12 protein-coding genes and 1 tRNA gene are annotated in these 12429 nt (G+C 33.4%); 11 read left to right on the forward strand and 2 right to left on the reverse strand.

Annotated elements, in window-relative coordinates; translation table 11 throughout:
- Together GBO31_RS17235 and GBO31_RS17240 are read left to right on the forward strand one after the other, a co-directional pair.
- Nucleotides 1–648, forward strand: a 648-nt coding sequence (locus tag GBO31_RS17235; RefSeq protein ID WP_219009651.1) for a helix-turn-helix domain-containing protein, incomplete at its 5' end; no start/stop codon positions are given.
- 174 nt (nt 649–822) lie between these two features.
- Nucleotides 823–1008: a hypothetical protein gene (locus GBO31_RS17240; protein ID WP_219009652.1), complete on the forward strand. Its 186-nt coding sequence runs from the start codon at nt 823–825 to the stop codon at nt 1006–1008.
- A gap of 109 nt (nt 1009–1117) precedes the next feature.
- Here the strand turns inward: GBO31_RS17240 and GBO31_RS17245 are convergent, their stop codons facing one another.
- A complete protein-coding gene (locus GBO31_RS17245) occupies nt 1118–2260 on the reverse strand; it encodes an acyl-CoA dehydrogenase (RefSeq protein ID WP_219009653.1) in 1143 nt (380 codons plus the stop codon).
- 447 nt (nt 2261–2707) lie between these two features.
- Here GBO31_RS17245 and GBO31_RS17250 point away from each other — a divergent pair, with 447 nt between their 5' ends.
- The 9 genes from GBO31_RS17250 (at nt 2708) to GBO31_RS17290 (ending at nt 11128) form a co-directional block, all read left to right on the forward strand.
- Complete coding sequence (locus tag GBO31_RS17250) at nt 2708–3934, forward strand: Glu/Leu/Phe/Val dehydrogenase dimerization domain-containing protein (protein ID WP_219009654.1); 1227 nt, start codon at nt 2708–2710, stop codon at nt 3932–3934.
- Between the two features lie 28 nt (nt 3935–3962).
- Entirely contained in the window at nt 3963–5432 is a 1470-nt protein-coding gene (gene nhaB, locus GBO31_RS17255; protein WP_219009656.1) for a sodium/proton antiporter NhaB, read from the forward strand.
- Between the two features lie 86 nt (nt 5433–5518).
- The gene (locus tag GBO31_RS17260) at nt 5519–6205 is read left to right on the forward strand and encodes a MotA/TolQ/ExbB proton channel family protein (protein WP_219009706.1); all 687 of its coding nucleotides are present in this window, start codon (nt 5519–5521) and stop codon (nt 6203–6205) included.
- 2 nt (nt 6206–6207) lie between these two features.
- Nucleotides 6208–6600: an ExbD/TolR family protein gene (locus tag GBO31_RS17265; RefSeq protein WP_219009657.1), complete on the forward strand. Its 393-nt coding sequence runs from the start codon at nt 6208–6210 to the stop codon at nt 6598–6600.
- A 5-nt stretch (nt 6601–6605) separates the two neighbouring features.
- A complete protein-coding gene (locus GBO31_RS17270) occupies nt 6606–7508 on the forward strand; it encodes an energy transducer TonB (RefSeq protein WP_219009659.1) in 903 nt (300 codons plus the stop codon).
- 64 nt (nt 7509–7572) lie between these two features.
- Nucleotides 7573–8790 (forward strand): bifunctional folylpolyglutamate synthase/dihydrofolate synthase, encoded by a 1218-nt coding sequence (locus tag GBO31_RS17275; protein ID WP_219009707.1) that lies wholly within the window; start codon nt 7573–7575, stop codon nt 8788–8790.
- 85 nt (nt 8791–8875) lie between these two features.
- Nucleotides 8876–8950: transfer RNA gene (locus GBO31_RS17280), tRNA-Val, on the forward strand.
- A 128-nt stretch (nt 8951–9078) separates the two neighbouring features.
- On the forward strand, nt 9079–9915 hold the full coding sequence (locus GBO31_RS17285) for a mechanosensitive ion channel family protein (RefSeq protein WP_219009661.1): 837 nt from the start codon (nt 9079–9081) through the stop codon (nt 9913–9915).
- A gap of 112 nt (nt 9916–10027) precedes the next feature.
- Complete coding sequence (locus GBO31_RS17290) at nt 10028–11128, forward strand: DUF2652 domain-containing protein (protein ID WP_219009662.1); 1101 nt, start codon at nt 10028–10030, stop codon at nt 11126–11128.
- On the opposite strand, the gene GBO31_RS17295 is transcribed toward GBO31_RS17290, so the two are convergent.
- Nucleotides 11118–12398, reverse strand: coding sequence for a UDP-N-acetylmuramoyl-tripeptide--D-alanyl-D-alanine ligase (locus GBO31_RS17295; protein ID WP_219009664.1), 1281 nt, complete (start codon nt 12396–12398; stop codon nt 11118–11120). The genes GBO31_RS17290 and GBO31_RS17295 overlap by 11 nt on opposite strands.
- Nucleotides 12399–12429: the final 31 nt, after the last annotated feature.

The following is a 12429-nucleotide window of genomic DNA, read 5'->3' on the forward strand; positions in this document are numbered from 1 at the left end:
AACAAACTAAACCAGGAAATTTTTGGGAGATATGATCTTCCTGAATTAATTAAAGAAAAAGAAATTTTGCTTGGTCAAACTTTGGAGAAAAAGGAAATACTCCATTTTTGGACTATACTTTTTGGATGTTTAGTAATTTTTGTGATTAGCTTGTTATATATATATTCTTATAAAAAGAAGCAGAGAAAATTGAAAGCGATATTGAGTAGTCATAAAAACGAAATAAAAGTTCTTGAAGAAAATCAAATAGCGGAAAAGAACAAAGCAGTTTCAAGTCTCGAATTATCGCAAGAATTAAAAGAAGAAATTCTGGAAAAATTAAATGCGTTTGAAATTAACCTTGAATACCTAAAAAATAATTTGACATTGGTTAAGGTTTCTAAAAAGTTAAAAACAAACTCTACTTATTTGTCTAAGGTAATTAACTTAGAAAAACAGAAAAACTTTACTACCTATATTAATGATTTGAGGATTGATTATTGTATTGAGCAAATTAAAAGTGATAAAAAGTTTATACGATACTCTATTAAATCAATGGCGAGAGAAGTTGGTTTTAACAATATCCAATCGTTTGCGAAAGCATTTTCTAAAAAGACTGGCGTGAATCCTGCAGAATTTGTGAAGAAAATGCAAGAGTTTGATATTTAATGATATGTGTTAAAAATAAAAGGTACGTATTTATAAATTTATACCATTTGTAAGGAATTATTTCACGAATGGCCATATTCTTCATAGTATATTTGTTGCCATCAGGATGACAAGTTTTTAATTTAGTTACCCTGTCTTTTAGTCGAAATTAATTACTCGAAATTAAAAATTAAAATGAAAAAAATAGAACTTAAAAAGATCAAGATTGCAAAACTTACCAACTTTGAAAAGCGTCAACTTATTGGAGGTAATGAGATAGGAGGTAGTGATAATATATCTTATTTGCCTCCTTGTGAAGTAGATACAGATACTACTCAATTTACTGAGGTTACTTGTCAGGTTAGTGGGGTTAATTGCTAGTTGATTAATTATCTGGATTAAGATGCCGGCTGAAAAATGAAGTAAAAGTAATAAAAGCCCAAACTATTTAAAGTAGTTTGGGCTTTTTTAATAGAGAGTATTTAACTAATTAGTCTCTAAGAATAGCTCTTGAAATTACAATTTTCTGTATTTCACTAGTACCTTCATATATTTGAGTGATTTTAGCATCTCTCATTAATCGCTCTACGTGATATTCTTTTACAAAACCATTACCACCATGAATTTGAACAGCTTCAACGGTTACATCCATAGCAGCTTGCGAAGCAGCTAGTTTTGCCATTGCACCTGATAGATCATAGTTTTCATGATTGTCTTTGTCCATAGCAGCTTTATAAACCAGCATTCTTGCTGATTCTATCTGCACATGCATATCTGCTAATTTAAAAGCGATCGCTTGGTGATTCATAATTTCAGTACCAAAAGCTTTTCTCACTTTAGCATATTCTTTGGCTAATTCATATGCTCCTTGTGCGATTCCTAATGCTTGTGCCGCAATACCAATACGACCACCAGCTAGGGTTTTCATAGCAAATTTAAATCCAAAACCATCTTCACCAATTCGGTTTTCTTTAGGTACTTTTACATCATTGAAAATTAAAGAATGCGTATCGCTTCCTCTAATTCCTAGTTTATCTTCTTTAGGACCTATTTCAAAACCTTCCCATCCTTTTTCTACAATAAAAGCGTTGATGCCTCTATGTTTCTTTTCTTTATCTGTTTGAGCAATCACTAGATAATAATCCGAAGTACTTCCGTTAGTAATCCAGTTTTTAGTTCCATTTAGGATATAGTGATCTCCCATGTCAATTGCTGTGGTTCTCTGTGATGTAGCATCACTACCAGCTTCTGGTTCTGATAAACAAAAAGCACCGATTGATTCTCCAGTGGTTAATTTGTTTAAGTATTTTTCCTTTTGTTCTGGTGTTCCATAAGTATCAAGTCCCCAGCATACCAAAGAGTTATTAACAGATACAATTACAGAAGAGGAAGCATCTATTTTGGATAACTCTTCCATAACAAGAACATAAGATAAGGTGTCCATTCCACCGCCACCATATTCTGGAGAAGCCATCATTCCTAAAAAGCCAAGTTCTCCCATCTTTTTTACCTGTTCAGAAGGAAATTCTTGCTTATTATCTCTCTCGATTACTCCTGGTAATAATTCAGCTTTAGCAAAATCACGAGCAGCATCGCGTATCATTAATTGTTCTTCGGATAATTTAAAGTCCATATTTGATCCTTATTTACTGTGCGTGCATAACACGCAAATTCAACATTTCGATGAAAATAAATCGAGATAAACCCAATTTTTTTATTAATTCTACAAATATAAGCTATAATATGATAGTTTTGATGTTTTTTTAATTTTTTGATATTTTCTTTTAGAGGTTTCAATTTTGATAGGTTTTTTATTGAATTAATTATCATTTTGAGCAGAGATTGTCTATTTACCAATTGAAAATATTTTTAAGTTTTTATTTTTTTAAATTAAGGGTTGGACCTGTTTAGTTTTTTATATTTGTGAAGTCACTTCCAGGTGGTATAATATTCAATTTATTAAATGATTTTTTATGAGACAGCACTAACTCCGTTTAGGAGTGATTATAAATTATAGAAGTTAGGATAATAGTAGCAACTGTTTAATAAAAGTGCGTTTATATAAATTGAAATAAATAAAATGAAAGAATTATTAAGTACATACGAAAATAAAGCCCCAGAAATAGTTTTTAATTGGAAAGATTCGGAGACAGAAGCGGAAGGATGGACCGTCATTAATTCTCTTAGAGGTGGTGCCGCTGGAGGTGGAACTCGAATGAGATTAGGATTGGATATGAATGAAGTACTTTCATTAGCCAAAACGATGGAAGTTAAATTTACCGTGTCAGGACCTGAAATTGGTGGTGCGAAGTCTGGAATTAATTTTGATCCAAACGACCCAAGGAAAAAAGGAGTTTTGGAACGTTGGTATAAAGCGGTTTCACCTTTATTAAAAAGTTATTATGGAACTGGAGGAGATTTAAATGTAGATGAAATTCATGAAGTAATTCCAATTACTGAAAACTGTGGTGTTTGGCATCCACAAGAAGGTGTTTTTAATGGTCATTTTCAACCCACAGATGCAGATAAGATCAATAGAATAGGTCAGTTGCGTCAAGGTGTTATTAAAGTATTAGAAAATACGGTATTTTCTCCAGACGTATCCAGAAAATATACGGTTGCAGATATGATTACCGGTTATGGGGTTTCCGAAGCGGTAAGGCATTATTATAATATCTATGGTGGTTCGGTAGAAGGAAAGAGAGCAGTAGTGCAAGGTTTTGGTAATGTAGGATCTGCAGCGGCTTATTATCTTTCTGAGATGGGAGCTAAAGTGGTAGGTATTATTGATCATGCAGGTGGTTTGATCAATGAAGATGGATTTTCATTTGAAGAAATTAAAGAATTATATCTCAACAAAAAAGGAAACAAATTATATAGCGATACGTTGATTCCTTTTGAAGAGTTAAATAATAAAATCTGGTCATTGCAAACAGAGATTTTTGCACCTTGTGCGGCATCTAGATTAATTACAAAAGATCAAATAACGCAAATGATACATTCAGGTTTAGAAGTAATTTCTTGTGGAGCTAATGTTCCTTTTGCCGATAAAGAGATCTTTTTTGGGCCTATAATGGAGTATACTGATGAGCAGGTAAGTTTGATTCCAGATTTTATTTCTAACTGTGGTATGGCAAGAGTATTTGCCTATTTCATGGAAAGAAGGGTAGCAATGACGGATGAAGCGATTTTTAATGATACTTCAAAAACCATTGAGAATGCAATACAAAAGATTTTTGATAAGAATAGTTCTAAAACAAATATTAGTAGAACAGCGTTTGAAATAGCTTTCAAACAGTTAATATAATCGTCACACAAAATAATTAAAATATATCATGTTAAAATATTTCTTAGGTAATAGTCCAAAATGGTTCAAAATGGTAATGATTGGTTTTTTGCTAATCAATATTGTGGTCTATTTTGTTAATCCAACAGTTTGTGCTTGGTTGTTTATAGCAGAGTTTATTTTTACGCTTGCCATGGCATTAAAATGTTACCCTTTGCAATCAGGAGGACTTTTGGCTATTGAAATTTTAGCATTAAACCTAACTACGCCAAAAAATGCGTATCATGAAGTTGATCAAAATCTAGAAGTTGTATTGCTTTTGGTTTTTATGGTAGCAGGTATCTATTTTATGAAACCTTTACTAATGTATATTTTTAGTAAAGTTTTTACGAAGATTAAATCAAAAATGGTACTGTCTGTTTTATTTGTTTTTCTAGCGGCAGTACTTTCAGCATTTTTGGATGCATTAACAGTTACCGCAGTTTTAATTAGTGTTGCTGTAGGATTTTATGGGGTTTATCATAAAATTCATTCAATGCCGGAGTCTGATTTTGATAAAGATGGTTCGCTTGATAGAAAAGATCTTAGCGGAGAAACATTAGAGCAGTTTAGAAGTTTTCTAAGAAGTTTGGTGATGCATGGTGTTGTGGGTACAGCGCTTGGAGGTGTATGTACGTTAGTTGGAGAGCCTCAAAACTTGTTGATAGGAGAAAGAATGGGCTGGGATTTTATAGAATTCTTTTTACAAATGGCACCTATTTCTTTGCCAGTATTAGTAGCTGGAATTATAACTACAGTTGTACTTGAAACTACTGGATGGTTTGGTTTTGGAGCAAAATTACCAGAAGTAGCCAGAAGAATTATTGAGAATTATACCGATGAAGAAGATGCGAACAGATCTGATAAATCAAAATATGGTTTGATAGTACAAGGTGTTTCCGCAATACTTCTTATAATCGGTTTAGCATTGCATTTAGCGCCTGTTGGTTTTATTGGTTTAGCACTGATTATAGTGCAAACTGCTTTTATGGGAATAACAGAAGAACATCAACTTGGAAAGGCGTTTGAAGAGGCATTGCCCTTTACAGGTTTATTGGTGGTATTCTTTGTTATTGTAGCGATGATTCATGATCAACATCTTTTTTCTCCTATAATAGAATGGGCTTTATCGTTGGATCCGTCAAAACAACCATCTATGTTTTATGTGGCGAATGGTGTGTTGTCTATGATCAGTGATAATGTATTTGTAGCGACTGTATATATAGGAGAAGTAAAACAAGCCTTTGATAATGGAGCAATAACCAGAGAGCAGTTTGAAAAATTAGCAATTGCCATAAATACAGGAACAAATTTACCAAGTGTTGCAACACCTAATGGTCAAGCAGCGTTCTTATTTTTGTTAACTTCTTCTTTAGCACCTTTAATTGGTTTGTCGTATGGAAGAATGGTAAAAATGGCTTTGCCTTATACGATTATATTAGGTGGAGTAGGTTTGTTAGGAATAATTTATGTATTATAACAATTGTAAATAATATACTTAACCTGCATTATTAACGTTAGTATACTAACACTAAATAAACAAAACGACATATGACCTATTTATTGATGCTCGGTATGTTTGCCCAAAGTACCAAAGAAATTGATCCAGAGGCAGAAGAGAAAACATTATCGATTATAGATTTGTTGCTAAGCGGAGGAACAGGAGGGGTAGTTATCATTGCTATTCTTTTTGTATTGTTATTTGTAGCTGTATATATTTATTTTGAAAGGATATTTGCTATTAAGGCGGCTTCTAAGTATGACGAGAGTTTTATGCATCAAATAAGAGATAATGTGGCCAATGGAAAAATTGAAGCGGCAAAGATCTTATGTGCACAGACTARTAATCCTGTTTCAAGATTAACGGAAAAAGGAATTTCTAGAATTGGAAATCCACTTGAAGATATTAATAAAGCTATCGAAAATGCTGGGCGTTTAGAAGTATATAAATTAGAGAAAAATGTAAGTATCCTTGCTACTGTAGCAGGTGCTGCTCCAATGATAGGATTTTTAGGTACTGTAATTGGTATGATTTTGGCATTCCATAATTTGGCTTCTAGTTCTGGAAGTGCAGATATGGGATCATTAGCTGAAGGGATTTATACTGCGATGACAACCACAGTTGCAGGATTAGTAGTAGGAATTGTTGCCTATATCGGATATAATCACTTGGTAGTAAGAACAGATAAGGTGATTCATCAAATGGAAGCAACTACGGTAGATTTCTTAGATTTATTAAATGAACCTGCTTAAGTATGAATTTAAGAGGAAGAAATAAAGTAAGTCCAGAATTTAGTATGTCCTCAATGACAGATATAGTGTTTTTGTTGTTGGTATTCTTTTTACTAACATCACCAACAATTACTCCAGAAGCATTAGATCTTATATTGCCAAAAGCCAAAGGGAAAAGTTCTAATGTGCAAAATATATCGGTGAGTATAACAAATAAGTTACAATACTATGTAGATAATGAAAGAGTGAGTCAAACTAGATTAGAGTCTACGTTAAAGTCTAAATTATCTGGTCAAAATGAACCTACCATTATACTTAGAGCAGAAGAAGGAGTGCCTATCGAGAAAGCTGTGGGTGTTATGGATATTGCAAATAGAAATAAATTCAAAGTAATCTTAGCTGTAAAACCAGAGTAAGTTGAATGCTAAAGTTGGATACGAAACATAAAAAGAAGTCTTTTGTTATTACCACGATTTTACACGTGATAATTATACTGCTATTATTCTATTTAGGATTTAGTAATCTAGATCCCGAACCTGAAGGTGGTATAGCAGTTAACTTTGGTACAACGTTAACGGGATCTGGAAATATTCAGCCAACAGAGGCAATTCAATCTTCACCAAAACAGACTACTCCAGAACCTACGCCAGTAGAGGCTGCAGAACCTGAACCTGAAACACCTGAAATTACAGAAGAAGTAATTACTCAGGATTCTGAAGATGCTCCTGTTGTAGAAGAAAAACCAAAAAAAGAACCTAAAAAGAAGGTTGAAAAGCCTAAAGAGAAACCAAAGGATAAACCATCAGAAGAGAAGCCTGTTGAAAAGCCAGTAAAAAAACCGGTGGAGAAGGTAGAAGAGAAAAAGCCAGATCCCAAACCAGATAAATCTACATTAGATATTCTGGATAGTTTTGCTAACGGACCTAAAAGTGACGGAAAAGCAAAAGGAGGAGAAGGTAATGATGGAAAACCAGGAGATAAAGGGAATCCTAATGGAAACCCTTATGCAACTAGTTATTATGGACAACCAGGCCCTGGAGGAACGGGTGGTGTAGGATATGGTCTTAATGGACGTGGTCGTCCAACAAATTCTAAAGTAGTTCAAAAGTGTAATGAAGCTGGTCGTGTAGTGGTAAAAATTGTGGTGAATCGACAAGGAAAAGTGATTCAGGCGATTCCAGGTGTAAAAGGTACTACAAATAGTGCTCAATGTTTATTAGATCCTGCCAAGAAAACTGCGCTTACTTTTAAATGGAAGGCAGATCCCAAAGCTCCGGCTAAACAAATCGGTTTTGTGGAAGTAACTTTCGGTTTGGGAGAGTAGCTTGAGTTCTACAAAATATTCTTTTCTTAAAATATTATTATTTTAAAACTTAAATAGTAAAGTCATCAACTATAAAGAAACTACAGAATGGATGTTTGCACAGTTGCCTATGTACCAACGTCAAGGGGCAAGTGCGTATAAAATAGATCTTACAAATACTATTCAGTTAGCATCATATCTGGGGAGTCCTGAAACGAAATTTAAAAGCGTTCATGTAGCAGGTACTAACGGAAAGGGTTCTACTAGCCATATGTTGGCCTCTGTATTGCAAGAATCAGGTTATAAAGTAGGTTTGTATACTTCGCCCCATCTTAAAGATTTTAGAGAACGTATTCGTGTAAATGGTCTCGTAATTGATGAAAATTATGTGGTAGAGTTTATATCTAAACATCAACCTTATTTAGAAGAGAATCAATTGTCTTTTTTTGAAATGACAGTTGGTTTAGCTTTTCAATATTTTGCAGATACCGAAGTAGATATAGCAATAATAGAAGTAGGTTTGGGCGGACGCTTAGATTCTACCAATATTATATTGCCAGAGGTTTCAGTAATCACAAATATAGGATTGGATCATACGCAATTTTTAGGAAATACATTGTCTAAAATAGCTTTTGAAAAGGCTGGGATTATTAAAGAAAATACTCCAGTAGTGATTGGTAGGTTTACAAAAGAAACTAAAAAGGTGTTTTTGGAGAAAGCTTCTCAGCTAGATAGTACCGTTTTCTTTGCTTCTAATTATAAAGGAGTTGACTTTGAAACGGACTTAAAAGGTCATTATCAAAAAGAGAATGCAAAAACTACATTACAAACGATCTCTGTATTACAAGATAGAGGATGGGAGATTGGTAAAGAGAATATTGAACTTGGTTTATTAAATGTTGTAAAAAACACCGGTTTGTTAGGAAGATGGCAGCTGTTACAAAAAACACCTAAGGTAATTTGTGATACTGCACATAATGAAGATGGGTTAAACCGCGTTATGGAACAATTGTCTAATGAATCGTATGATTCTCTTAGAATTGTGTTAGGTGTTGTAAATGACAAAGATTTAGAAAATATTTTACCATTATTTCCTACTAATGCACAGTATTATTTTACCAGACCGCAAATAAAAAGAGGGTTGGATGAAAAAATATTGCAAAAAGAAGGAATAAAATTTAATTTAATAGGGAAAAGATATAGTTCTGTGAGATTAGCCTATGATGCTGCAATACAGGATGCTAAGAGTGAAGATTTGGTTTATATAGGAGGAAGTACATTTGTTGTAGCAGAAATAATTTAATTTTTCTTTTAAAATCTTTTGGTAGACTGTAAAACTGTCTTATATTTGCATCCGCAATCACGAATAAGGGTTGTGACAACAAAGAGGGCAATTAGCTCAGTTGGTTCAGAGCACCTCGTTTACACCGAGGGGGTCGGGGGTTCGAATCCCTCATTGCCCACAAGAAAATCCATTCATTTAGAATGGATTTTTTTATGCAATATAGTTTCTTAAGAAGAGTTTGTTGTATGCAGCAATTTGGAAGATGTGTTGAGTTGAAAGGAAATAATACAAAAGAGATAAAAGAAAATGGAAAGATTTGGACTTACTAAGGAAAACTGGGATCAATTTGTAGAATGGATTTGGAATTTTATCCCAGATTTGATCTCTGCGGTAATTATATTTTTTGTAGGTATATGGGTCATTAATGTTTTTAGCAAAGCATTGCGTAAATTCTTCCAACAAAAGGACTATGATGAGACTTTAGAGAGATTTTTGTATGATTTGATTAATATCGGTCTAAAGATTTTATTAATAGTATTAGTGGTAACACAATTAGGTGTACAGACTTCATCTCTCGTAGCAATTCTCGGAGCTGCTGGTTTGGCAATTGGACTTGCATTACAAGGTTCTCTTGCCAATTTTGCCGGAGGTGTTTTGATTTTGTTTTTTAAACCATTCAAAATAGGAGACTTTATTGAAGCACAAGGTATTTCGGGTACGGTAAAGGAAATTACCATATTTACTACTAAACTAAATACATTTGGAAACCAATTGGCGGTGATACCAAACGGTAAAATATCGAATGGAAATGTTATTAATTATTCTGCGGAAGAGAAAAGGAGAGGTAAGATAGATATTGGTATTTCATATGATAGTAATATAAAAGAAGCTAAAGAGACGATATTAGAAGTAATAAATGGTCATGATAAAGTTATCCAAGATCCTGCTCCTGAAATTTATGTGGCAGAGTTAGGGGATAGTGCGGTTACGTTATCACTAAGATTTTGGGCTCTTAATGATGACTTCTGGGGAGTTCACTTTTATACTTTAGAAGAATCTAAAAAACGTTTAGAGTCCAAAGGGATATCGATTCCATTTCCTCAAAGAGATGTTCATGTTTATACCAAAGAAGTAAATGGCTAAATAGAGGCATAACCTTTTTGCTCATTTTTATTTCCTAAATAATTTATAAAAATAGTTAGGCTTCATAAGAAATTGTTAGTTTTAAAACTAGCTTTCCAAAAAAACAAAACAAATGCCTAACTCCTTATTATTTATACCAGATATTTCTGGATATGCTCAATTTGTCCAGACTACAGAAGTAGAGCATAGTCAGCATGTGATTGCAGAATTACTGGAAGTGTTGATTAATGCCAATACCCAAAATTTAAGGCTAGCAGAAGTTGAAGGTGATGCGTTGTTTTTTTATAAAGAAGGAGAGGTGCCTTCTCAGGAAAAGTTATTAGCGCAAATTGAAACTATGTACACGGCTTTTTATAGCCATCTTAAGTTGTTAGAAAACAATAGAATTTGCCCTTGTAATGCATGCGCTACTGCACCGAATCTTCAATTAAAGATTATTGCTCATTCTGGAGATTTGCAATTTATTACAGTTCAGAATAAAAGAAAACCATTTGGCCAAGTTGTAATCGAAGCACATAGATTACTAAAGAATTCTATTCCAAGTGATAATTACGCGCTTATAAGTGAAGATTTGTCACAACATATTGGGATTTCGGAAGACTATAAAAGCCAATTATTTGATTTTTCAAAAAGTGAGAATGAGTATGATGGAAGAAATATTAAATATTTATATTCTGAGATAGATAAACAACAGTTGAAGCTTACTTCTTATGATACGCCTTATGAAGTTCAGTTTGATGTTCCGCCATTTCTTACTATTCAAAAAAAATATGAGGTTTCTGCAGAGACCCTTTTGGAGTATATAACGAATTATGGGTATCGTCATCACTGGGTTAAAGGAGTGGATGAGTTCGAATATAACCCAGATGAGGTTACTCGATTAGGAACTGAACACGTTTGTGTTATCGATGGAAAAAGATTAAATTTTATTACAGTAACAAAAGCTGTTGATTCTGGAAAACTTATATATGGCGAGTACACCAAAGATATACCGGTGATTGATTCTATGCATCAATTTTACGTTATCGACAAAGTATCTGAAGGTTCTTGTGAATTAATTATAGAATTGTATCCTGAAGCAAAATCAATTCTAAAAAAGATCATACTGCACTTAATGATGAAACGTAATTTTAGAAAATCTATAAAGGAGTCACTGGATAATCTTGAGAGTTATATCAATGATAGTCAAGAAAAGGAATTGATTAGTCAATAATATCCAAAACACGTTCTAATTTCATTCCTCGAGAACCTTTGATCAATATGGCACCTTTCAGTTGTTTAAATGCTTCGCTTTCTTTTAATTCCTTAAAAGATCTATATTTTTTAATTCTTGAATCTTCTGTAGCAACTTTATAGAAATTTTCACCAATAAGAAAAATAGGGTCAAAGGAGGTTTCTAAGGCTTTATCTGCTATTTTCTGATGTTCTTCTCCAGCAGTTTTTCCTAATTCGAACATGTCTCCTAAAAACACTAGTTTTGGTTGGTGATCGAGTTGGTTAAAATTGTCAATAGCTGCACTCATGCTCGATGGATTGGCATTGTAAGCATCAAGAATAATGGTAGTATTGTTTTTAGTGATAATTTGAGATCTATTATTGGAAGGGATATAAGATTCAATAGCGTCCTTCATCTGTATTGGGTCAACTTCAAAATAAGAACCAATGGCTATAGCTGATGCGATGTTGGTGAAATTATAAGAACCAATTAAATTGCTTTTGATTAACAGATCCTTATAATCTACACTTACCATAGGGTCTACAGCATGCAAGCTTATGGTAACATCACTTTCATTTGTTTGAGAAAAACTATAGGTGTTCATTCTCTGAGAAGCTTTGGAGAGCTTAGTATCTTCAGAGTTAAGAAACACAAGTTTTTTATTACGCTCTAAATGACGATAAAGTTCTGTTTTGCCTTTTAAAACCCCTTCAATTCCTCCAAACCCTTCGAGATGAGCCTTGCCAATGTTCGTTATGTATCCATAATCAGGCTTTGCTATTGAGCATAGAAAATCTATTTCATTAAGGTGGTTAGCTCCCATTTCTACAATTCCAACTTCGGTATCCTTGGTCATGGACAACAGTGTCAAAGGAACACCAATATGATTGTTCAAATTTCCAGATGTAGCTGTAGTTATAAACTTAGCAGAAAGAACGCAATTAATCAATTCTTTGGTAGTTGTTTTTCCATTACTTCCTGTTAACGCAATGATGGGGATATCTAAATATTCTCTATGGTATGTGGCAAGATCCTGTAATGTTTTAAGAGCGTCATCAACTAGTATTTGTTTATTAGAAAAGCGAAATTTTTCGTCATCAATAATCGAATATAACGCGCCTTGTTCAATTGCTTGTTTTGCATAAGTGTTTCCATCGAAATTAGCGCCTTTCAGGGCAACAAAAATAGTATCTTCTTCAATTTTTCTGGTATCGGTACAGATGCCTTTGCTTTTAAGAAATAGTTGATGTATGCTAGCGATATCCATATGTAATATACTTGTATTAAAAAGCCCTGTA

The organism is Aquimarina litoralis (assembly GCF_019295435.1).
Classification (GTDB): Bacteria; Bacteroidota; Bacteroidia; order Flavobacteriales; family Flavobacteriaceae; genus Aquimarina; species Aquimarina litoralis_A.